This is a genomic window from Micromonospora sp. IBHARD003 (assembly GCF_056106285.1).
The window spans coordinates 447,483-470,035 of the sequence record NZ_JBWBBX010000001.1; the positions used below are offsets into that span (position 1 = coordinate 447,483).

Consider the following 22,553-nt stretch of genomic DNA (forward strand, 5'->3'; position numbering starts at 1 on the left):
GTCCCGGCTCCGACTTGACCGACGCAGCAGATCGACGCAGCAGATCGACGGTACGGGCCCGGCATGCCCGTGTGGTGACGAGGGAACGGCGCGAGAGGCGGGGCAAGGCCTCGTGCCTACGACGGCCGACCCCGCCGGGTCGCTCAGTGGCCCCCGGCCCCGCTCTGCTGCCGCAGCGCCGCCACCCGGCGGTACAGCTCGACCGCCTCGGCGCCGCGGCCCAGCTGTTCGAGGCAGTGGGCCTCGTCGTTGCGGCTGGCCAGGGTGTCGGGGTGACCGGCGCCGAAGACGTGCTCCCGGGCCTCGGCGACCTGGCGGTAGACGGTCAGCGCGTCCGCCCAGCGGCCCAGCCAGCCGAGGCCGACGGCGACCTCGCGACGGCTGACGAGGGTGTCGGGGTGTCCGGGTCCCAGCACCCGTTCCCGGATCACACAGACGTCGCGGGCCTCGGCGAGCGCCTCCCCCCAGCGGCCGAGCCGCCCCAGATTGACCCCGAGGCCGTGGCGGGCTCGCAGGGTCTCGGGGTCCTCGGGTCCGTGTACGCGGACGCGGTCGGCGACGAGTTCGCGGTACAGCTGCAGTGCCTCGGCGCTGCGGCCGAGACGGCCCAGGCTGATGCCGACCTCGTAGCGGGCGGCGAGCGTGTCGGGATGGTCGGCTCCGAGGGAGTGCACCCGGATGGAGGCCACCTCCCGGTAGGTCTGCAGGGCCTCCGTCCAGCGGCCCAGCTGGCCCAGTGCGTAGGCGACCTCGTAGCGGGTGACCAGGGTGTCCGGATGCGCGGACCCCAGCACCCGCTCCCGGGCGGCGGCGACGTCGCAGGACATCCGGTACGAGTCCTCCAGGCGGCCGAGTCTGCTCAGATTGAAGGCGAGGTTGTGGCGGCAGCGCAGGGTGTCCGGATGGTCGGGGCCCGTGGAGCGTTCACGGGACGTCAGCACCGCCGAGTACACCTGGTGCGCCTCGAAGTGGCGGCCGAGCTGGCCAAGGACGTACGCCGTCTCCTGCCGGGCGGCGAGGGTCTCCGGGTGGTCGGGGCCCAGGGCGCGCTCGCGTCCGTCGGCGACACGGCCGAACGCGTCCAACGCGTCCGTGGTGCGTCCGGTCCTGCTGAGGGTGAAGCCGACCTCGTAGCGGCTGGCGAGGGTTTCGGGATGGTCGGCGCCGAGCAGGTGCTCGCGCTCCGCGAGGACGGCGCGGTGCACCTCGCCGGCCTCTTCCCAGCGCCCGAGGCGGGCCAGGCTGAGGCCCGCGTTGTGGCGGCTGGTGAGAACGGCGAGCAGTTCGGGCGCCGGGGTGGGGCGCTCGGAACCCCGGGGCGGGCCGGAGAGCGGCTCGCGTACGTCCGTCCCGGTCGTCCACTCCCCGGTGAGACCGGCGGTGAGGTCGGGCGGAGCCGAGCGCAGCGCGCCGGCACCGACCGCCTTGTGCCCCGTGGTCATTCCGCGGGTCCAGGACGGCATTCTGCGGTCGATCTGAGCCCACTGCGGCTCGGGCTTACGGGCGACGTGCTGTGTCGTCGGGGGCGCGGACCGGGCGGCGGTGATACGGCGGCGCAGGTCCTGCGCATCGGCGGGACGCCCCTCCGGGCTCTTGGCGAGCAGGTCGAGGACGATCCGGTCGAAGAACCCGGGCAGCTCGGCGCGGAGGGTGCGGGGTGGCTCGGGCACTGTGTCGCGGTGTCCGACGAGGATGGACCAGGTGTCGCCGAGGTCGAACGGCGGCACACCGGTGGCGATCTCGTACAGCACACAGCCCAGTGAGTACAGGTCGCTGCGGTGGTCGATCTGTCCGCCGCTGATCTGCTCCGGCGACATGTAGTGCGGGGTCCCCATCGCGACGCCCGTCCCGGTGAGCCGCGAGGTGAAGCCGATGTCGTGGCCGAGCCGGGCGATGCCGAAGTCGCAGATCTTCACGGTGCCGTCGGTGAGCCGCATGATGTTGGCGGGCTTCAGGTCACGGTGGACGATGCCGCGTTCATGGGTGAAGGCGAGGGCGTCGGCGACCTGGTCCGCGATGTCGACGACGTCGGCGACGGGCAGGGGGTGCTGTTTGTTGTCCTCGAGCAGTTGGCTGAGGTTGCGGCCCTCCAGGAACTCCATCACCAGATAGAGCACGCCTTCGTCGTCACCGAAGTCATGGACCACGGTCACCCCGCGGTGCTGCAAGGAGGCGGCGACCCGGGCCTCTCGGCGGAAGCGCTCCCTCAGGACATCGCTGATGGGCTGGTCGCGCTGCTGCCCGAGGGGTTTGAGGCATTTGACCGCGACATGCCGGCCGAGCGACTCGTCGTGAGCCTGCCACACCTCGCCCATGCCCCCGCGCCCGATCAGATCGAGCAGCCGGTACCGGCTGTGGATCAGCCTGGTGTCCGCCATTGCTTGCTGTCGCCCCCGTCGCTGTACTGCGCCCTCCCCGGACGGTCCAGTATGGACGCCTGCCCACGGAGTGTGTACGGCGCGGGTCGGCTGCCCGGTCCGAGGCGTTCCATCGCCCGCAGGATGTGACCGGGCGGCAGCCTCCAGCGCAGCCGGGCGGGGATACAGCGCAGGGCGTTGCCGGTGGCGATGAGCTGATGGGTGACACGGTCGGGCGGCGGGGCGGGGCGGCCGTACAACTCGTGGGCGTAGGGGGGCAGGGCGTTGTAAGCGAGTGCCGCCACGCGCCGCCAGAGCAGTTCGCGTGCCGGGACGAGCAGGGCGGGTGCGGGCGGCCGGCGCAGGAAGTCGTCGACGGTACGGGCGTCGGCTCCGGCGGCGAGTTCGGGCCGCACCGCTGCGAAGTAGGCGGCGAGCTCCGCGGTGGTGGCGGGGACGCGGTCCGGGTCGAGGCCGACGAGGCGGGCGCTGACCCGGTGCTCGTCGACATAGCGGTCGGCCTGCGCGGGCGAGAGCGGAAAACCGGAACGCAGCTGGACCTGGAGATAGGAGTCGACCTCGGCGCAGTGCACCCACAGCAGCAGCTCGGGATCGTCGACGCCCAGCAGCCGGTGGATCCTGCGGACGCGGGCTCCGGCCCGCTCGGCGGCCTCCGTGGTGCCGTACGTGATGGAGCCGACGAAGCTCGCGGTGCGTATCAGACGACCCCAGGCGTCACGCCTGAAATCGCTGTTGATCATGACTCCGCGCACCGCCCGGGGGTGCAGGGCCTGGAGGTAGAGCGCACGGACCCCGGCGACCCACATCATCGGGTCGCCGTGCATCTGCCAGGTGACCGAGCCCGGGCCGAAGAGTCCCGGATCCGCCTGCGTCTCAGCGCTCATGGTCGATGTGTGCCTCACAGCTCTCGCCGGCCCCCGGGCACCTGTGGGGCGGTGTGCCCGATCGGTACGCCGCCATCCGTTACGGGAAGCCCTGCACGCCGGTCCGCCCACCCCGTCGGCTCCACGGTACCGGCCCCGCCGCCGCTCGTTCGAGTGTCGCGTCATACGTTCACGGCCCGCGGCCGGCTGCCTCGCGCGATATGCCGCTTGGGCCGGACGGCCCTGCGGCGGTCCCTCTCGGCCCATATGGACCTGCCGTAGTGCCGGTGAACTACCAGACCGTCGACGGCGAGATCGCTCTCCGCACGGCTCTCGGCAGGGTCCCCGCCTTCGCCGCGGGCGGTGAACTGGCCTTCGAGGTGGACCACATCGACGACGTGTTCAGCCAGGGCTGGAGTGTGCTGGTCGTGGGCATGGCCCGGGCCGTCACCGAGGAGTCCCTCGTCCGGCGGCTGGATGAGGAAGCGCGGACATCCCCCTGGGCAGGAGGGCAGCGGGACCTGTGGCTGGCCGTCACGCCCTCCCGCATCACCGGGCGCAGGATCGTGAGCCCCTGGACCACGGCCGAGCAGTGAGGTCATGCCACTGGGCACCCGCGCCCGATCCGCTGCGGCGCGGGGGGCCGCTCGGCGAGGGCACGGGCTGAGGCCCCGCTCGTCTTCCCGTATCCGCCGTACGCGTGGCCGGCTACTCGACGGCGGGATCCTCGTCGGCACGCCGGGCGGCGTTCCTCACCTGTTGCTCGACGTCCTCGCGGGACATCACCACGTCAGTCCGCGCTGCGTACTCCGCGACTGCGGCGTGGAAGGCGTCGTCGGCCGCGCGCCACGCCTGCAGCTGGGCGTCGAACTCCTCGCCTTTGAGGCCCGCGAGCTTGGCGCGCTCGACTTCGGCGAAGCGTTCCAGCCTGATCAGTTCATGGGGAATTCCTGCCATGAACAGCGATCCTAGTGCTGCAGGAAGCCACAGCCTCCTCACACCGAAGCGGGTGGGTGAGACACGCGCACGGTTCCCGACCGGGACGGGCCCCGCAGACCGGTCCCCTCTGCTCTGACGGCACCACTGACGACAGCACACCGGAACATTCACACGATCTCGAGCACATCACCGACCGGCCGCCGCGGCGTCGGGTGGCCCACCGGCCCGTAGCCGAGCCGGATCACCATCTGGACGTGGCCCATGGCGGACACCGGGTCACGTACGGCCCAGCGCAGTTCGGGCCATTCCAGCGCCTGGGACGTCAGCGAGCAGGCAAGGCCGTCCAAGGTGGCCTGCAGGAGCACCCGTTCCATCGCCTGGCCGGCTCGCAGCCAGTCGCCCGGTTGATCGTCTGCCGTGCCCAGCAGGGCGAGACGGGGCCGTTTCTCGAAGACGGCGGTATCACGGTCGGGGACTGTCCGTCCGGCGGCGAAGTCCCGCACGGGAGCAGTGACGTCGTGCTGCCGGGGACCGTACGCGCGCGCCGGGATGCCTTCCTTCGGCGTCGTGTCGCCCTCGGGACCGGTGCGGGTCCAGCGGGCCAGTTCCTCCCGTACCTCCGGGTCGAGGGCCTCGCGGCTTTCGGCATCGTGGATCAGACTGAGGAGTTCCTGCAGATGCCAGGCGTCGGGGACATGGAGCCGGGCGCCCTCCAGCCGCGCGGCGCCGCGCAGTCCGTCCAGTACGGCATCGGGGACCGGCTCGTCGGTGAAGGGAAAACGGCTGGTGTGCCGGCGCCGGATCGCGGGGTGCAGGACGGCGAGGTCGTCGTCGCGGCGCGCGGGCAGGTCGAGCCATACGTCTGCGAGGAGCCATGTGTCGTCGGGGGCAGGCAGGAGCGTCGTGACCGGTTCCCTGCCGATGCGCGCGGCTGCCACCCGCAGGTTGAACAGTGCGGCACCGCACCCCGAGACTTTCACGCCGGGTGCAGGGACGGTCACCTTCAGGAAGACCACCCGGGTCCTGGCGGCGGAGCGGTCAGGAGTGCTTACATGGAAGAGACGGAGGGAGCCCGACAGCAGGCTCGGAGAAGCGGCCGGTAGCCGCGCACCGGGCAATCAGGACCCGCGAGAAGCGGATGGACTCCCTCCGCCGTCGTGCGCTCGGGCCCTTCGGGGAGCCGGATCGTCGCGCCACCCACGGAGCGCGCCACATTCCCCGTCATCAGGCGCTCAGGTGAATGGGCATGGGGCTAACGCCTCTCTTTGCGGCACTCGGCGGGCGGCAGGGGTGCCGCCTCAGTGGCGCCGCCCGTGATTCCTGGTCGTTCCCCCGATTCTTACGACGTCACAGGGCGTCAGCGCCGCACGCGCGGCATCCCGAGGCCGATCCAGGAGATGATCTCGCGCTGGATCTCGTTGTTGCCGCCGCCGAAGGTGAAGATCACGGCCGAGCGGTAGCCGCGTTCGAGTTCGCCGTGGAGCACGGCTCCGGCCGAGCCCTCCTTCAGCGGGCCTGCGGCCCCGACGACCTCCATCAGCCAGGCGTAGGCGTCGCGCCGGGCCTCGGATCCGTACACCTTGACCGCGGAAGCGTCCTGCGGGGTGAGGCTGCCGTCCTGGACGGCGCCCACCATCTGCCAGTTGAGCAGTTTCATCGCGTCGAGCCTGGTGTGGGTGCGGGCGAGGCGGCCGCGGACCCATCCGAGGTCGATGACCCGGCGTCCGTCGGCGAGTTCGGTTCCGGATGCCCAGCGCTGGACGTCGTGGAGGGCGCGGATGGCCATGGTCCCGTGCGCGGCCAGGGTGACGCGCTCGTGGTTGAGCTGATTGGTGATCAGCCGCCAGCCCTTGTTCTCCTCACCGACACGGCGCGACACCGGCACACGGATGTTCTCGTAGTAGCTGGCGGTGGTGTCGTGCGAGGCCAGGGTGTTGATGACGGTGCAGGAGTAGCCGGGGTCCGAGGTCGGCACGAGGAGCATGGTGATGCCCTTGTGCGGCGGGGCATCGGGATCGGTGCGTACGGCGAGCCACACCCAGTCGGCGGTGTCCCCGTTGGTGGTCCAGATCTTCTGGCCGTTGACGACATAGGTGTCGCCCTCGCGGACCGCCCGGGTCTTGAGCGCCGCCAGGTCGGTGCCCGCGTCGGGCTCGCTGTAGCCGATCGCGAAGTCGATCTCGCCGGAGAGGATCCGCGGCAGGAAGTACGCCTTCTGCTCGTCGGTGCCGTACTGCATGATCGTCGGCCCGACGGTGTTGAGGGCCATCAGCGGCAGCGGTACGCCCGCCTGGGCGGCCTCGTCGAAGAAGATGAACTGCTCCATCGGTGTCAGCCCGCGCCCGCCGTACTCCTTCGGCCAGCCCACGCCGAGCCAGCCGTCCGCGCCGAGCTTGCGGATGGTCTCCCGGTAGAAGCGTTTCTGTGCGGCGGGATCGGCGTAGCGGGCGTAGGCGTGGTCCGGTACGAGCGCGTCGAAGTAGGCACGCAGCTCGGCTCGCAACTGCTGCTGTTCGGGCGTGTAGGCAAGGTGCACGGCCCCTCCAGGCGTCTCGCGGACCCGGCGGACGGGCCCGTGCCGGCTTGCGTCGTCGTCCCTGCGGCGCGCACACAGTAGAACGCGTTGCAGTAATCCGGAAGGGCCGTGCACGCTCCCGCGAGATCCGGCGCGCGGAGCGCAGGACCGGGCGGGGTGGTGCGGGCGACCGCCGAGCTCCCGGGATCAGTCCTCGGGTGCCCAGGGCGCGATGTTGTGGTTCAGCCGGAAGAGGTTGCCGGGGTCGTAGCGCTGTTTGAGTGCGGCCAGCCGGGCGTGGTTGTGGGCGTAGTTGGCCCGGACCCGTTCCGTGTGCTGGTCGTCGTCGTCCATGAAGTTGACATAGCCGCCCTCGAGGGAATGGGGCGCGAGAGCGGCGGCGAACGCCCGGGCCCAGCCCCTGTGCGCCTCGCAGTCGGCGCGGGAGAGCAGGGCCGGGCTGAGCGCGGTGGAGAAGTCAGCCGCGCGGTAGGCGAACGCGGTCGCGTCCGGCGCGACCCGGTGGCAGGCGCCGTCGACTGGGAAGACGACCGTCGCGCTCTGGACGGTGGGGGTCGTGGCTCCGTACTCGACGTACGCGTCGATCGCTCCGTCCGGCAGGCCGCGGCTGAAGGTGCCCTTCCAGTAGTGGAAGAGACCCGCGGGCAGGAGGTCGTCGAACAGGGTGTTGACCACGGGGTACGGAATGCGGCCGACATGCTGTCCGTGGACGGGCCCGAGGCCGGCGAGCCGGGCGAGGATCTCGTCGTCCCGGGACTCCTCGCCGCTCCAGCAGGTGAGGACACCGCAGAGCGGCCGGCCGTGCAGGCGCTCCGGGAGGAAGGGCAGCGGCGGGCCGAGCCCGACGACGAGCAGGGCGCCGAGCGCCTCGGGGGCGTCGCCGATCAGGTCGCGGTAGTGCCGCAGGACCTCTCCGTCGAGCGGATAGAAGGTCGGACCTGCGAGGACGTCGGCGATCGGGTGCAGGCGGTACGTGAAGGAGGTGACGACGCCGAAGTTCCCGCCCCCGCCCCGGATCGCCCAGAACAGATCGGCGTTCCGCTCCTCGGAGCAGGTGAGGAACGCTCCGTCGGCCGTGACGACATCGGCCGAGACGAGGTTGTCGCAGACCAGCCCGCAGCGCCGGGCGAGGTAGCCCATGCCGCCGCCGGTGGTGAGCCCTCCGATGCCGGTGGTGGAGACGATGCCCCCGGTCGTGGCGAGACCGAAGGCATGGGTGGCGTGGTTGACGTCGGCCCAGGTGCACCCGCCTTCGGCCGTCGCGGTGCCGGTCCCGGGGTCGACGCGGATCCCGCGCATCCGGCCGAGGTCGAGGACGACGCCGTCGTCGCAGGTGCCGTGGCCGGCGACGCTGTGGCTGCCGCCGCGTACGGCCAGGAGCAGATCCCGCTCGCGGGCGAACGCCACGGTGGTGATGACGTCGCCCGCGTCGGCCGCCCGTACGACCACCGCGGGCCGTTTGTCGTGCATGGCGTTGTAGACCGCGCGGGCCTCGTCGTAAGCGGGGTCGCCGGGTTCGATGACATCGCCGTGAACGGTCTCGTGCAGTCGCCCGGTGTGGACGCGGTCCTGGGTGGGTGCGCAGGTGTTCACGATCGCCGCCGCCTTCCGGGAATGTGGGGGAAACCGCTACGGATCCGTTGTAGGCCCGCGTCCGTACGGGCTCATCGCCACAACGGCCCATCACGGCGGTGTCGGGCATGGGCAGAACGGCCCACACCGGGCCCGCGGCTGCGCCGGGAGGCCACACTCGCGCCCCGTGCTTCCCCTCAGGCCGCTCGCGGCTCGTGTGGCTCGCGCACCTCGTGCGGCTCGTGTGCTCTACGCGACGAGCCCGTGGGTGTACGCGTAGGCCGTCGCCGCGGCCCGCGACGACACATCGAGCTTGGCGAAGATGTTGTTGAGGTGGCGCGCGACGGTGTGCTCGCTGATGGTCAGCTCCAGGGCGATGGACCGGTTGGTCCCGCCCAGGGCGACGAGGCGCAGCACCTCGGTCTCACGTTCGGTGAGCCGGCCGGGGAGGCTGAGCAGGCCGGCGGCGCGGCGGGCATCGGGCTCCGCGCCCAGCGCCTCGAACGTGGCACGGGCCGCACCGATCTCCAGCCGCGCGCCCTCGTCGTCACCCGCGTCCCTGGCGGCAGCGGCCAGCGCCATCCGCACCTGCGCGGCCTCGTACGGCACCCCGAGTTCGAGCCACAGCGCCAGCGCCCGGCGCAGCAGGCCCACCGCGCGCTCGGGTTCATGGCCTGCGGCCGCCACCGCACCGTCCGCCGCCGCTGCCATCGCGTGCAGCACCGTGGTCACCGATTCACGCAGCAGCTCCCAGGAGTGCGCGAGGGACGCGAGTTCGTCCGCCGCGGTACGGGCCTCGTCGAGCCGGCCGAGTACGAGCGAGACCTCCACCTGGGCGGTCAGCAGTCTGCATCGCCCGAGCCGGGCCGGGCTCCCGCCGCCGGTCCGGTCCGCGAGCGCCAGGCGCAGGGCGGCGGCTGAGGAGGCGGCCCTGCCCTGGGCCAGGCGCAGCAGTGCCAGGCCCGGCTGCGGGTCACGGCCGAGTTCGTGCGCGCGGCCGTACGACGCCTCCGCCGCGGCCTTCTCCCCGCGTCTGCGCTGGATCTCGCCGGTCAGATAGACCGCCTCCGCGGCCGTTCCCGCCTCGTACGGCAGCAGCTCCTCGCAAGTCAGGGCGGCTTCGGCGGTGGCCTGCGGCCAGGCGCCGCGCAGCTCCAGCACCTGGACACGGTGGACGCGGCACAGTCCCCGGAAGTTGTTCTCCTCCGGCATGGACGCACACCAGTCCATGGCCGCGTCGGTCCATTCGGCGGCCCGCTCGAGGTCCGCGGACGCCATGGAGTGCTGGAGGCCCAGGCAGTAGATCCAGCCGGTGAAGAAAGAGCTGAGCTCACCCGCCATGGCCGCGCACATGGCGTCGTCGAGCTTCGAGAGCCCGTCGGCGATCCGGCCGGCGGCCAGCAGGACCCCGGCTTCGGCCTGGGTGCTCATGGCGAGCAGGTCCGGACTGCGGCAGCGCCGGGCGATCCCTGCCATCCGGCCCGCACAGGCCAGGGCTTCGTCGAAGGCGCCGCGGCTCTGCGCGTCCTCCGTGTCGACCCAGGCGAGATAGCACTGCTCGGCGCACTCGGGCTCATCGCCGAGTTGCTGCCTGGCCCGGCGCAGCCAGCCCGCCGCAGCCGCGGTGCGTCCGGCGAGCCGGTACTCGTAGAAGAGCATCCACGCGCTGTAGCCGGCTCCCCGTGCGTGGCCGGCGGCGCTGTAGCCGGAGTAGGCCTTCATACGTGCCGCGACGGACTCCTCGACCCGGCTGGTCCACCAGGCCGCGTCGGCCAGTGCCGCCAGATCGTCCGGACCGAGCCGCCCGGTGTCCAGGCGGTGCAGGGCCTCGTACGCCTCGGCCCATGCCTCGTGGGCGACCAAGGCCCTGGCCCGCTCCAGCAGCGGTTCGTGCTCGTGGCCGGTCGCGTCCCCGGTGACGGTGATCCGTTCGGCCACGCGCGGCTCCTTCCGCTCCCACCAGGATAGGAGCGGCAGGGGCGGCGGGAACCGGCCGCCCCTGCCCGGCCGCCGTTGGTCACCGGCGCCCGGCGGATCCCGGCGCACCCGGCGCGCCGGGGCTCAGACCCTGGGCGCTCCGGTGAAGGAGTCACGTCCGGCGACGCACAGGCCCCAGATCACGAACACGCAGAAGGCGATGGCCACGATCGCCCACACCGGGGTGTAGGGCAGCGACAGGAAGTTCGAGATGATCAGCAGCGTCGCCACGACGATACCGACCACCCGGGCCCAGGCCTGGGCCTTGAACAGACCGATACCGGCCGCGAGTGCCACCACACCGAGGATCAGATGGATCCAGCCCCAGCCGGTTACGTCGAACTTGAAGACATAGCCGGGGGTGACGACGAAGATCTCGTCCTTGGCGATCGCCATGATGCCCCGGCAGATGTCGAGGATGCCCGCGATCAGCAGCATCACGGCGGTGAACAGGACAAGGCCCTCGGCCACCTCCCCGGACATCCCGGAACGGGGATGAGACGTGGAAGTCATGTTGTGCCTCGATTCGTTTCGGTGCCGCCCCTGTGCCGGGGCGGTCTGCGCGGACGGGGCGCACCGGTCGCAGCGCGCCGGAGGCTCCCGGGTGTGAAGTCCGGCCCGTGGAGGGCCCGGCTCCCCTCACGCTCCCTTCACCCGTGGCGGGTGGGCCGGGTGGGCCCGGCCCTCGGCGGACCGGTCAGCCCGGTGCCGCCCCGGTGCCGGGGGATCCGCTGCCGGTCCGGTCGTGCCGTGCCGCGCGGATCGCGGACCGCAGGGCGAACGCCCCGGCCAGCTCCAGCAGACCCAGCAGCACGAGCCACAGGCCCAGCAGCCGGGCCAGGGCGACCGCGGAATCCACGGGGAAGGACAGGACGACGATCCCTGCGACGACGCCGAGCGCGCCGGTGGCGAAGGTGACTCCCCGGTGCCTCAGCCCCCGGTCCGCCACGGCGACATAGGCCGTCATCAGCCCGGACAGCAGCCAGACGGCTCCGACGATGAGCGACAGCGCCGCGATGGTCTGGAGCGGGTGCCGCAGGACCAGCACCCCCGCCAGCACCGCTGCCACGGCGATGAGCACTCCGGCCACGCGGCTGCCTTCGCGGTCACGGCCGGAGAGCGCGGTGACGAAGCGGAACCCTCCGGCGATCAGTAGCTGCAGCCCGATGATGACCGCCAGGACGTGCAGGGTCTCGTCGGGCCATACGAGTACGAGGATCCCGGGGATCAGGGTCGCCAGGGCCAGGCCGAGCGCCCAGCCCCATGAACTCCCCACGTCGCCGAGGACGTCCACGGGATCCCTCGGGCCGTTCCCGGCCCGGAAATCGGAGGATGTGGTCATGGTGCGCCTCCCTCCTCCCTCACCCAGTGTCCGCCCGCGATGCCGTCCGGGACTCACCCCACAGGAGTGATTGTCGGCCGACGGATGGACGCAGCCGGGAGAGCTGCTCCAGCCCGGATCCCTCTCCCTGGGACGCTGGGCCCTGTCCGGCCGGACACCCGGGCCGCATCCCGGGCCTGTGGAGGTACGCACCGATGAAACGCTGGCGGGCTCTGGCCATCCTCGGGACGGCCCAGTTCCTCATGGTGCTGGACACCTCGGTAATGAACGTGTCGATCAGCCGTCTGGTGGAGGACTTCGACACCGACGTCACCGCGATCCAGGGCGTGATCACGCTCTACACCCTGGTCATGGCCGCGTTCATGATCACTGGGGGGAGGGTGGGGGACATCCTCGGTCGCCGGAGGATGTTCGGCGTGGGCCTGATCGTGTACGGAATCGGTTCCGCGATCACCGCCGTGGCGCCGACCGTGGGGGTGCTCGCGACGGGCTGGTCGGTGATCGAAGGACTCGGAGCCGCCCTGGTCCTCCCTGCCCTGGCCGCGCTGGTGGCCGGCGCGTACCGCGGCCGGGACCGTGCCGTGGCCTACGGGGTCATCGGCGGGCTGGCGGGGGCGGGGATCGCGGTGGGGCCGCTGCTGGGCGGGTGGGTGACGACCTATCTGACCTGGCGGTTGGTCTTCGCCGGCGAAGTCGTCGTGGTGGTGGTCATCCTGTGCTTCTTCCGCTGGATCGAGGACCATCCCCAGCCGGGCCCGAAGGTCCGGCTGGACGTCGTGGGCGCCGCGCTGTCGGGCGCAGGCCTGGCCCTCCTGGTCCTGGGCGTACTGCAGAGCAGCACGTGGGGGTGGCTGAAGCCGCGCAGTGCACCGTTCACGGTGTTGGGTTTCTCGCCCACTTTGTTCGTCATCGCGGCCGGAGGTGTCGTCCTGGGACTCTTCCGCGCCTGGGAGCATCACCGGCAGGCCCAGGGGCGCGACCCACTCGTCCGGCTATCGCTCTTCGGCATCCCGGCGCTGCGGTCCGGGCTGTGGCTGCTGCTCTGCCAGAACCTCGTGCTGCTCGGCCTGTTCTTCGTGATCCCGCTGTATCTCCAGGTCGTCCAGGGGCTCGACGCGTTCCAGACGGGTCTGCGGCTGCTCCCGGTGTCGGCGACCATGCTGGTCGCGTCCATGAGCGGCCCTCTCGTCGGCCGATTCGCCGGGCCGAGGACGATGGTCAGGGGCGGCCTCGCGGTACTGCTCGTCTCCATCGTGTGGCTGATCGCCGGGATCGAGCCCCGGCTCGACGACGTGCATTTCGCGGTGGCCATGGCGCTGCTGGGACTGGGCATGGGGCTGCTCGCCTCACAGCTGGGCAATGTGGTGCAGTCGAGTGTCGGGGAAGCGGAGCGCAGCGAGGCCGGCGGACTGCAGTACACGGCACAGAACCTCGGGTCCTCGCTGGGCACGGCGTTCATCGGTGCCCTTCTGATCACTGCTCTGGTGAGCGTGTTCACGACCCGGATCACCGACGATCCCCGGATTTCGGACGCCGTGCGCTCGCAGACCGGTGTGGCCGTCGAAGCGGGGGTCAGCTTCGTGAGCACGGATCAGGTGCGTTCGGCGGCCGTGGCGGCCGGGCTGCCGCCCGGTGAGGTCGACGCGGTCGTCGGCGCGTACGCCGACGCCCAGATCGGCAGTCTCAAGGCCGCGATCCTGGCCACGGCGGGCGTGGCACTCGCCGCGTTCGCCTTCACCCGCCGGCTGCCCGACGAACGGCTCACAGGGGCTGCGGGCGGTGGCGGTGAGGGCGCCTGAAGAGGTGGTCGAAACCAACCTGTGGTGTCAGGTGCCGCCCGCCGCCCCGGTGGTCTTCTCGGTCGCCGGGCGGACGATGACGACGGGACAGGTGGCGTGCTGCGCGACCTGCTGGCTCACGGAGCCGAGCAGCATACGGGCGAAGCCACCGCGGCCCCGGCTTCCCACCACCAGCAGTTCCGCTCCGTCCGAGGCGCTGAGCAGCACCTCGGTGGGGTTGCCGTGCATCAGGTGGTGGTGCACCCGGGTGTTCCCTGTGTCGCCCAGCACGGTACGGAGCTCCTCGGCGAGGGCGGTGCGGGCGTTCTCCTGGTCGAGGTCGGCGTCCACCGCGGGGGCGGACCAGCCGTGCTCTCCCGGTACCTCGTAGGCCCCGACCGCCTCCACCGTGGCTCCGATGAGGCCGGCGTGCCGGACCGCCCAGCGCAGTGCGGCGTGCGACGAGGGTGAACCGTCGACGCCCACCACGACGCGCAGGCCCGGTTCGTGCGTGCTCATCCTGTCCACCTTTCTCGCGGTCCCCGCATCCACGCTGCGCGACGCGGGCGCGGTCCGCCAGGCGAGGGCCGCCATGAGGTACCGGAAGCAGCAGCGGCGAAGGGCGTCAGAAGCGGCGCCGAGGCTCACCGCCCGAGTTGTGCCTCGGTGATCGCGAGCGCCGCCGCCATGATGCTCAGCTGCGGGTTGACCTCGGGACACCCGGGCAGCGCCGACGCGTCCGCGATCAGCACTCCCGCCACGCCGCGCAGCCGTCCCGTACCGTCGGCCGGGAACCGCTGCGGGTCGGCGCCCGCGGCCACGGTTCCGGTCGGGTGGTAGGCGGACAGATGCAGTTGCCCGGGGCCGACCCGTGCGAGCACGTCGTCGAGTTCCCGCAGCGTTCCGGCCCGGGGGGCGACGGGGATCCCGGTGAGGACCTCCTCCGCCCCCGCGGCGAACAGCAGCTCCCCCATGGCTCGTACGGCCCGCATCAGCCTGCCCGCGTCACGGCGGTCCAGGTCGTAGCGGAGCAGGGTGCGGTCGCGGCCGATCACACGGCCCGAGGGACGGTCGGCGATCATGGCTCCCAGGGTGGCGAGCCGGTCCGCTCCGTCGAGTTCGTCCCGCAGTTCGCGTCCGAGGCCGGGCAGGACGAACGAGCCCATGCCCGGCGGGGTGGCGGTGGCCTCGATCAGTACGCCGTCGTGGTGGTGCTCCTCCACACCGACGCTCTGCAGGACGCCCTCCCATGCGGTGACCGGTTCCGCGAAGCGTCCGGCGACGCTGGTGGCGGGGTGGACGCTGAGATTGCGGCCGGTCCGCGGATGTCCGCCGAGGCCGGAGCGGCGCAGCAGCGGCGGCGACTCCAGAGCGCCCGCGGCGACGACGACCAGCGGGGTGAGGATCTCGAACGCGCTGCCGTCCTCGCGGCGTACGTGGACGCCCGCCGCACGCGAGCCGCCGGGGCGGTCCCGGTCGACGAGGATCCTCCGTACCCGGGCGCCGGTGACGATGCGCGCCCCTGCGGCGCAGGCGTCGGGCAGCACGGAGAGCTGGACGCTCTGCTTGGCACCGGTCGGGCAGCCGACCACGCACTGGCAGGAGCCCTTGCAGCCGGGGGCGTTGCGGCGCAGGGGGGCCGCCTCCCAGCCGAGCCGTTCGGCTCCGGCGAGAGCGAGCCTGCCGTTGTTGCCGAGGACGTCGAGGGGCTGGGTGGCCACCTGCAGGGTGCGTTCGGCTTCGTCCAGCCAGGGATCGAAGCCCTCGGCCGGCGCGAAGCCGAAGTCCTTCGCCCAGCGCGTGAGGACATGGCCGGGTGTGCGGTAGCAGGTGCCGGAGTTGACGACGGTGGTACCGCCGACCGCCCGGCCCACCGGCAGCAGCAGCGGCTGCCGGCCGAGGGCGACGGTGGCGCCGCCGTCCCGGTAGAGCTCGGCGAACCGGTCGAGCGGAGTACGCCGTCCGAACGACTCGGTGGTGTGGTGGTGTCCCTCCTCCAGGACGACCACGCGCAGTCCCGCGCGGGCCAGGGTCCGCGCGGCCATGGCGCCGCCCGCCCCGGAGCCGATCACCACGGCGTCCGCGGTGGACCGAGCGGGCCACTCGCCGGACGGGGTGCAGTCGAGCGGAGGGTCCTTCCGCGTCAGCAGGGGTGCCGGGAGGCCCTGCTGGAGCATCCGCTCGGTGCCGGCTGCGAGCAGGACGGGCACTTTGAGCACATCGAGCAGCGGCGCGAGTGCCTGCCGGGAGCCGAGAGCGGCGAGTACGGATTCCCGCTCGGCGCCGGTCAGTGCGGTGAGTCCGCGTCCGGTACGGACGACGGCGTAGGCGTCGACGGCCCTGGCGGCTGCCCGCACCCCGGCGCGGGCGGGCAGCGGCATCGTCCCGAGGACCGTCTCCAGCCGCCGGGGCACGCGCGCGGGCCATTCGGCGGTTCCGTCGTCGGCGATCAGCGCCGCCACAAAGCCCCCGAGACTCATCGGGTCCCCACCTCCGCGTGTGCCGTGCCCGTCAGTGTCCATTCGGCTTCGGTGCGCCAGCCGCCCCACCACCAGCGCTCCAGCAGTACGTGGGCGTCGGCGCGTTCGCTGTTGCGGCAGACCGCGTGAGCGCCGTCCGGGTCGGTGTAGTCGAGCGCGAGGGTGCGCTCGTCGGGCTGGGTGACCTCGACCCGGACACGGCGCAGCCCCGCGCGTCCGGTGACCGTCCAGGTGGGCAGTCCGATGGCGGCGCGGAAGCGCCCGAGCCCGGCCCAGCCGAGTGCGGGGCGTTCGGCCCGCCGCGGCCAGGTGCGCCCGCCCCGGCGCAGTCGCAGGAAGACCGTCGGCGGCAGCCTGCGCAGTCCGGGGCGCATGGAGACGGCCGCGACGATCTCCAGGACGTCTCCCCCGCCGAGGTCCGCGTGCAGCCAGGACCAGCGGCGGGCGTTGCCGTGGCCGTAGATCCGGGCGGATGCGCCGGGGGCCGCGCCGAGTGCCAGGGTGGTGTCCCCGTACGAGAACGTCCCTTCGTACGAGGCTCGTGCGGCCGGGAGGATCTGGGCGGCGGGGAGCAGCGGGCGGCGCCAGGACCAGCGGGGGAAGGTGAACAGCGGGGTGTCCGTGGCCTGTTCGGCGAGGTCCCAGCTCAGGGTGCCGGCGGAGCCGGTGAGCCGGCCGGGTCCTGCGGTGATCCCCTCGGCGGCGAATCCGGATTCGTCCCCGGTCCACTTGGCGGGCCCGAAGCGGGCGTGGCGCACCGGCTCGTCCTCGGGGAACACCGCGGCCCAGCCGTGTGCGTAGGGCTCGGACCCGTCGCTGGGCGCGACGAGTTCGTGGTGGAGCCAGATGCCGGTTCCGGTCGCCGGGTCCGTCAGGGTGGTGTACCAGACCTCGGTGCGGCCAGGTTCGCCCCGCCAGCGCGGTGCCATCAGGGGGGCGCCGTCCTCGCGGCGCGGGAAGCGGAAGCTCGCCAGGAACGGTACGAGGCCGGTGGCCACGGGGAAACGCAGGGTGCCCGTGCCGATGCGGGCCCCGTCCTCGTACAGCGCGAAGGGCAGCACGGTCATCGAGGCGAGCGGCCGCCGCACGGTGACGGACTTCCAGCCGTCGAGGGTGAGCCGGCGGCCGCCGGCGGTGAATGTGAGGCGGTAGCGGATGCGGCGCCGGGCGAGCGGCGAGATCTCCAGCTCGCCCTCGGTGTGCGGGTCGTCCGCCCAGCCCGCGATACGTATCCGGCCGGTGGTGCGTGCCTGGGTGGTGCCGAGGAGCCGCATGACGCGGTCGGCGGACACCCGCAGATCGAGGCGGACCCGGCGGGTGCGGTCGTCGCCGTCGAGCCTGACGGTGCCGAGCATCGTCTCGCCGAAGAGTGTGCCCCTGGCTCCGCCCCGGGTCCCGGTGCCGGAGTCGCCGGTTGCGGAAATGCCGGTCCTGCCGGGCGTCGTCGTACTGCCGCTCCGCGTGCTGCCGCTCATGCGAGGCCCTCCAGCATGATCCGCTCGGTCACGGTCAGATACTCCTCGGCGGCGCGCCGCGCCGTGCCACGGTCCCCGGCCGTCACCGACTCCACCACGGGCGCGAGCCGTCCGTGCGCGACGGCGGCGTCCGTGAAGGGGCCCACGAGGGCGGCCCGTACGGGGAGATAGGCGTTGAAGAGGGTGTTGGTGAGCAGGACGTAGACCCGGTTGCCCGTGGCGCGGGAGAGCGCCCGGTGCACCTCGATGTCGGCCAACTGCACCTCGTCAGGGCTCCCGGCCGCCCCCACGGCGGCCAGCAGGGTGCGCAGTTCGGCCCGCTGCCCGTCGGTGGCGCGGTCCGCCGCCCGTTCGGCGATCAACGCCCCGATGCTGCGGCGTACTTCGAAGATCTCACCGATCCAGTCTGGGCTGTGCCGGACCAGCATCGGCAGCAGATCGGCCCCGCCGAGCCGCAGATAGTCACGCACTCTGGTGCCCACACCGTGCCGGGTCTCCAGGAGGCCGGCCTGGGCGAGACGGCCGAAGGCGTGCTTGAGGGTGGTGCGGGTGACTCCGTAGCCGTCGGCCAGTTGCCGTTCCGGCGGCAGCAGGCTGCCGGCGGGGTGGCGTCCCGTGAAGATGTCCTCGCGCAGGCGGCTCTCGAGGACGTCGACGATCGTTTCGCGGGGCAGTGCCTCCACGCGGTCCCTCCCGTTGACTCAATTCCAGTGGCTCAGTGGATGAGCCACTCAACCAATAGGCGTTGGCAAAAGTCAACGGCCATGCCTTCCCGACGCGCCCGTCACCCCCGGGAGACAGCACACACGGAACGCGATAGATGGGACATACACCCGGAAGCGGTCACCCTGAATCGGACATATGGTTCAGACATACCGGTGCTGCTCCGAAGATCGAGGAGGCGCTGATGTCCGAGCTTGTCGTCATCGGCTACGACAGCCCCGAGGTCGCGCACGAGGCCCTCGGGACGGTGCAGGGGATGCAGAGCGACGCGGTCGATCTCACCGGAGTCGCGGTCGTCTCGGTCGACGAAGCCGGCGAGACCCACGTGGACACACCCCGCCGGGACGACAAGATCGCCCTGTCCGCCACCGCCGGTGCCCTCTGGGCCATGGTCCTCGGACTCCTCGTCGCCACGCCCGCCCTCGGCGTGGTGGGCGCGGCGGTCGGCGGCCTCTTCGGGAAGCTGCGCGCGATGGGGGTCGACGACACCTTCCGCGAGCACGTCCGGTCACTCCTGGAACCCGGTTCCGCGGCGGTCGTGGTCATGGCTTCGAGGATCGGCGACGAGGAGTTCGCCGCGGCGATGCGGCCGCACGGGGGCACCGTTCTCAAGACTTCGCTCGACGAGGAGACCGAGAGAGAGCTCGCCGAGCAGCTCACCGGCTCCGCGTAGGCACACCCGGCGTCCGGCCGGCCCTTCGGTGCCGGTCAGGATGCCCGCATCATGTCCCGCATGCTCAGAAAGGGTTCCGATGCACCCCTCTCTCAGCTCCGAAACCCTCGCCCGGCTGCGGCGGCAGCGGCCCTACCCCGCGGTGTCGCTGCTCATGCCCACACACCGCCGTGAACCGGGCAACGCCCAGGATCCGGTACGGCTGCGCAATCTGATGACCGAGGCCAAGGAGCAGCTGGAGGCCGATCCCGCCATCACCCGGGCCACCCGCCTCGCCGTCGGCGAGGAGCTGGACCGCGCCATGGCGGAGATCGACCTCGTACACGCCGAGGACGGTCTCGTCGTCTTCGCGGCCCCGGGAGAACACCAGGTGTGGATGCTCGGCCGGGCCGTGCCCGAACGCGTGGTGCTGTCCGACACGTTTCTGACCCGCAACCTCGTCTCGGCCCAGGCCGCCGAGCGCCCCTTCTGGGTGCTGACCGTTTCCTCCGACCACGTCACGCTGTGGAGCGGCGCGGAGGACCGGATCACCGAAACCCGGACCGGCGCGTTCCCGATGACCCGGACCTTCGAGAACTTCGACGCCGAGCGCAGGGAGCGGATCGGGGACGTGCCGAGCACCTTCACCGACGAGTCGACCCGCCAGTTCCTGAAGGCGGCGGACTCCGCGATGGGCACGGTGCTCAAGTCCGATCCCCGTCCGCTGTACGTGGCCGGCGAGGCGGCGGCGCTCGCCCTGCTCGACCACGCGGGCACGGTCGCCAAAGGCAAGGCGGTCCATGTCCCGCTCGCCGGCCTGACCCACGGGCCGGCGGAAGCCGTCTGGCACGCGGTGCGCCCGTACGTCGAGGACCGGGCGCGCCGTGAGGTCGACGGTGTGCTCGCCGAGCTGGACCGGGCGCGTGGCCGGCGAGCCTTCGCCGCGGGACTGGACGAGATCCACCAGAACGCGATGTCCGGCCGGGTGGCACTGCTGGCCGTCGAGGAGAACTACTGGGAGACGGTGCGCGACTCCGGCGGCCATCTGCTGCCGGCGGAGCCCGGCGAACGGGACGCCCTCGACGACATCGTCGACGAGATCGTGGAGAAGTCCCTGGACACGGGCGCGGAAGTGCGTTTCGTCCCCGACGGGACCCTCGCGGGCGTGGGCGGTATCGCGAGCGCTCTGCGCTACTGAGGCGAGCCTCCTGGGCGACTGAGCCGCCGGGCGCCGATGCGCGCCCGGCGACCCCGCGTCACCGCGGCACTTGGCAGCCCCGTCCCTCGCTGCCCGGCTGTCCCCTCCGCCCCGCCCCGTGCACTGACGTACGAAGTTACCCGTTTTCCCGACTCCGTCCCACCGTGTCCGTCAAGCCCCTAGGCTGAGCGCCTCGCCGGGCCCGATTTGGGGGGTGCCCGGCCGGAACACGAGGGACATCCATGCTCCGCATACGCACCTTCGCCGCTGCCGCCATGTCGGCCGCGGCGGGGCTCCTGTTGCTGCCGTCTCCCGCCCAGGCGGCCGGCTCGGTCCATCTGTACAAGATCTACTACGACAGCCCGGGCTCGGACCGCGGCGGCAACACCAGTCTCAACGCCGAGTACGTGCAGATCCGCAACACCACATCGGCCGCCGTCAGTCTGAAGGGCTGGACCCTGACGGACGCCTCGAACCACAGGTACACCTTCGGTGCCTTCACCCTCGGCAAGGGCAAGATCGTCACGATCCGCACCGGCAAGGGCACCAACACCACCACGAACCGCTACCAGGGGCGCGCCTGGTACGTGTGGAACAACGACAAGGACACGGCGACCCTCAAGCGGTCGACCGGTGCCACGGTGGACACGTGCGCGTACAACTCGACCCGGGTCGACTACAAGATGTGCTGAGGTGAGCTGATCCGTTCACCCAGGTCCGTTCAGGGCCGAGGGCCTGCCGGTCTGTCCGGCAGGCCCTTTCCGCTGCGCCCGCGCCGCCGGGCGGGACGGCTCCCCCACCCGCGTACGCGACGCGCCCCCGAGCCTTGCCGGCGGTCGACGGAGGGATGACGTCTCGGCGACGCGCCCGCGTGGCACGTTGATCCGTTCCTCCCCGTGGCCTTGACTCGGCGCTGGCCGTCCGCCGCCGACCCGCGGCACCGGCCCTTGCGCCGTCGACCGAAGCAAGCACAGACCGGCTTGGGGGGCGTTCACCGTGCCCTTGGTGACCAACGGAGCTCCCGGCAGCCTGCCGTCACTCGGCGCCGCACTCGACAACTCCGCGATGTCACGGCTGCATCTGAGGTTCTGGCTGCTGGCCGGCCTCGGGATCATGCTCGACGGGTTCGACTTCTTCATCATCGGCGTGGCGAATCCTCTGATCGCCAGGGACTTCGGCGTGGGCGCCGCCGAGCAGGGACTGCTCTCGGCGGCCGCGATCGTCGGCGCCGCGCTCGGCGCCGCGCTCCTGGGCCCCCTCGGCGACCGGCTCGGACGCAGCCGGATCTTCCGGATCGACCTGTGGTTGTTCGTCGTCTTCTCGGTCGCGTGCGCCTGTGCCTGGGACGTCTGGTCCCTGATCGTGTTCCGGCTGCTGCTGGGGGTGGCCGTGGGACTGGACTACCCGATCGCGGCGAGCTACCTGGCGGAAATCCTGCCCACCCGCGCCCGCGGACGGTGGCTCGTCGGCGCGTTCAGCCTGCAGGCGGCGGGCATCCTGCTGGGGTCGGCCGTCGGAGTGGTGGTGCTGCTCCTGCTGCCCGACATCCACTCGTGGCGGCTCATGCTGGGATTCGGGGTACTGCCCGCCCTGCTCATCATCGTGCTGCGCCGGAAGATGCCCGAGAGCCCTCGCTGGCTCGCCCGCAACGGCCACGAGCAGGAGGCGTGCGAGGTGGGCCGGGCGATGACGGGGCACGAGATCAGGCTGACGCGGAGGGACCGTGAGCGCCATGCGCCGCCGCCGGAAGGGCTCCAGGCCTTCGTCCAGCCTCAGTTGTTCTCGCGCCGGCTCGTGCGGCGTACGGTCTTCACCGCCGTGCCCTGGTTCCTGATGGACATCGCGACCTACGGCGTGGGCATCTTCACCCCGACGCTGCTCGCCGGCTTCGCGCTGGGCGGTGCGAACGCCACCTTCATCGCCGACGACATCGCGTCCACCGAGGGCACGGCCGCCCTGGACGTCTTCCTGGTCATCGGATTCCTGCTGGCGATCGTGCTGGTCGACCGGGTGGGCAGGATCCCTCTCCAGCTCGCCGGCTTCGCGATGATAACGCTGGCGCTGGCCCTGCTGGGGGTGTCGGACCAGTTGCCCGGCGGCTCCCCGTCCCACCTCGTCGTGGTCTTCACCGCGTTCGCCGTGTTCAACGTCTTCATGAACATGGGCCCCAACGCGACGACGTTCGCCCTGCCCGCCGAGGTCTTCCCCGTGGACGTACGGGCCGCGGGCCACGGCTTCGCGGCCGGCTGCGGAAAGCTCGGCGCCGCACTGGGCACGTTCCTCTTCCCGGTGCTCCTCGCGGACATCGGCCAGAGCGCACTGCTGTACGGGATCGCGGCGACGAGCGCGCTCGCCTTCGTCGTCACCCTCGTCTTCCGTATCGAGCCGGCCGGACACTCGCTCGACGAGCTCACCGGTGAGGAAGCGACCGCCGTCGCACCGCGCGTCACACCGCCGTAGTCCCCCGTGGTGGCGGCTGCGGTTCGCCGGCCTCCGGCGCGGCGGCCCGCGGTGTGCGTAGCCGGCCGGGAAGCTGGGCAGGACCGACTGGTCCCCATCCGGACCGCACAGGAGCGGCAGCCGGCCGGGCCGAGGGTGCCGGTCCCGGGCGGGTCCCTGCGGGGCGACGATACGGCGCCC

Annotated in this window: 19 protein-coding genes; 6 read left to right on the forward strand and 13 right to left on the reverse strand. The window is 72.0% G+C overall.

Annotated elements, in window-relative coordinates:
* Positions 1-143: 143 nt before the first annotated feature.
* Together ACTWOL_RS01790 and ACTWOL_RS01795 are read right to left on the reverse strand one after the other, a co-directional pair.
* Entirely contained in the window at positions 144-2,378 is a 2,235-nt protein-coding gene (locus ACTWOL_RS01790) for a serine/threonine-protein kinase (protein WP_474293566.1), read from the reverse strand.
* A complete protein-coding gene (locus tag ACTWOL_RS01795) occupies positions 2,360-3,262 on the reverse strand; it encodes an oxygenase MpaB family protein (protein WP_474293568.1) in 903 nt (300 codons plus the stop codon). The genes ACTWOL_RS01790 and ACTWOL_RS01795 overlap by 19 nt, the downstream gene beginning before the upstream one ends.
* 200 nt (positions 3,263-3,462) lie before the next feature.
* On the opposite strand from ACTWOL_RS01795, the gene ACTWOL_RS01800 reads away from it, so the two are divergent.
* On the forward strand, positions 3,463-3,837 hold the full coding sequence (locus tag ACTWOL_RS01800; protein ID WP_474293570.1) for a pyridoxamine 5'-phosphate oxidase family protein: 375 nt from the start codon (positions 3,463-3,465) through the stop codon (positions 3,835-3,837).
* A 112-nt stretch (positions 3,838-3,949) separates the two neighbouring features.
* Here ACTWOL_RS01800 and ACTWOL_RS01805 read toward each other — a convergent pair whose 3' ends face one another.
* The 7 genes from ACTWOL_RS01805 to ACTWOL_RS01835 all read right to left on the reverse strand — a co-directional run bounded on the left by ACTWOL_RS01805 (position 3,950) and on the right by ACTWOL_RS01835 (position 11,607).
* A complete protein-coding gene (locus tag ACTWOL_RS01805) occupies positions 3,950-4,198 on the reverse strand; it encodes a hypothetical protein (protein ID WP_474293571.1) in 249 nt (82 codons plus the stop codon).
* Between the two features lie 149 nt (positions 4,199-4,347).
* On the reverse strand, positions 4,348-5,181 hold the full coding sequence (locus ACTWOL_RS01810; RefSeq protein WP_474293572.1) for an Acg family FMN-binding oxidoreductase: 834 nt from the start codon (positions 5,179-5,181) through the stop codon (positions 4,348-4,350).
* 356 nt (positions 5,182-5,537) lie between these two features.
* A complete protein-coding gene (locus tag ACTWOL_RS01815) occupies positions 5,538-6,716 on the reverse strand; it encodes an acyl-CoA dehydrogenase family protein (protein ID WP_474293574.1) in 1,179 nt (392 codons plus the stop codon).
* A 186-nt stretch (positions 6,717-6,902) separates the two neighbouring features.
* Positions 6,903-8,309 (reverse strand): FAD-binding oxidoreductase, encoded by a 1,407-nt coding sequence (locus ACTWOL_RS01820; protein WP_474293576.1) that lies wholly within the window; start codon positions 8,307-8,309, stop codon positions 6,903-6,905.
* 228 nt (positions 8,310-8,537) lie between these two features.
* Positions 8,538-10,226: a LuxR C-terminal-related transcriptional regulator gene (locus ACTWOL_RS01825; protein ID WP_474293578.1), complete on the reverse strand. Its 1,689-nt coding sequence runs from the start codon at positions 10,224-10,226 to the stop codon at positions 8,538-8,540.
* A 123-nt stretch (positions 10,227-10,349) separates the two neighbouring features.
* A complete protein-coding gene (locus ACTWOL_RS01830; protein WP_474293580.1) occupies positions 10,350-10,778 on the reverse strand; it encodes a DUF7144 family membrane protein in 429 nt (142 codons plus the stop codon).
* A 184-nt stretch (positions 10,779-10,962) separates the two neighbouring features.
* Positions 10,963-11,607: an HdeD family acid-resistance protein gene (locus ACTWOL_RS01835; RefSeq protein ID WP_474293582.1), complete on the reverse strand. Its 645-nt coding sequence runs from the start codon at positions 11,605-11,607 to the stop codon at positions 10,963-10,965.
* A 194-nt stretch (positions 11,608-11,801) separates the two neighbouring features.
* Here ACTWOL_RS01835 and ACTWOL_RS01840 point away from each other — a divergent pair, with 194 nt between their 5' ends.
* Complete coding sequence (locus tag ACTWOL_RS01840) at positions 11,802-13,406, forward strand: MFS transporter (RefSeq protein WP_474293584.1); 1,605 nt, start codon at positions 11,802-11,804, stop codon at positions 13,404-13,406.
* Between the two features lie 27 nt (positions 13,407-13,433).
* Here the strand turns inward: ACTWOL_RS01840 and ACTWOL_RS01845 are convergent, their stop codons facing one another.
* The 4 genes from ACTWOL_RS01845 to ACTWOL_RS01860 all read right to left on the reverse strand — a co-directional run bounded on the left by ACTWOL_RS01845 (position 13,434) and on the right by ACTWOL_RS01860 (position 18,023).
* A complete protein-coding gene (locus ACTWOL_RS01845) occupies positions 13,434-13,904 on the reverse strand; it encodes a universal stress protein (RefSeq protein WP_474293586.1) in 471 nt (156 codons plus the stop codon).
* A 125-nt stretch (positions 13,905-14,029) separates the two neighbouring features.
* A complete protein-coding gene (locus tag ACTWOL_RS01850; protein ID WP_474293588.1) occupies positions 14,030-15,865 on the reverse strand; it encodes a GMC family oxidoreductase in 1,836 nt (611 codons plus the stop codon).
* Positions 15,862-17,340, reverse strand: a complete 1,479-nt coding sequence (locus tag ACTWOL_RS01855) for a hypothetical protein (protein ID WP_474293590.1) — start codon at positions 17,338-17,340, stop codon at positions 15,862-15,864. Before ACTWOL_RS01855 ends, ACTWOL_RS01850 begins: the two co-directional genes overlap by 4 nt.
* Positions 17,337-18,023, reverse strand: coding sequence for a FadR/GntR family transcriptional regulator (locus tag ACTWOL_RS01860; protein WP_474293592.1), 687 nt, complete (start codon positions 18,021-18,023; stop codon positions 17,337-17,339). The genes ACTWOL_RS01855 and ACTWOL_RS01860 overlap by 4 nt, the downstream gene beginning before the upstream one ends.
* A 224-nt stretch (positions 18,024-18,247) precedes the next feature.
* Between ACTWOL_RS01860 and ACTWOL_RS01865 the strand changes: the two genes are divergently transcribed.
* From ACTWOL_RS01865 to ACTWOL_RS01880, 4 genes are all read left to right on the forward strand, one after another.
* Positions 18,248-18,736, forward strand: coding sequence for a DUF1269 domain-containing protein (locus tag ACTWOL_RS01865; protein ID WP_474293594.1), 489 nt, complete (start codon positions 18,248-18,250; stop codon positions 18,734-18,736).
* Positions 18,737-18,815: 79 nt separating this feature from the next.
* Entirely contained in the window at positions 18,816-19,913 is a 1,098-nt protein-coding gene (locus ACTWOL_RS01870) for a baeRF3 domain-containing protein (RefSeq protein WP_474293596.1), read from the forward strand.
* Between the two features lie 242 nt (positions 19,914-20,155).
* The gene (locus ACTWOL_RS01875; protein ID WP_474293599.1) at positions 20,156-20,605 is read left to right on the forward strand and encodes a lamin tail domain-containing protein; all 450 of its coding nucleotides are present in this window, start codon (positions 20,156-20,158) and stop codon (positions 20,603-20,605) included.
* A gap of 313 nt (positions 20,606-20,918) precedes the next feature.
* Positions 20,919-22,373: an MFS transporter gene (locus ACTWOL_RS01880; RefSeq protein ID WP_474293601.1), complete on the forward strand. Its 1,455-nt coding sequence runs from the start codon at positions 20,919-20,921 to the stop codon at positions 22,371-22,373.
* Positions 22,374-22,553: the final 180 nt, after the last annotated feature.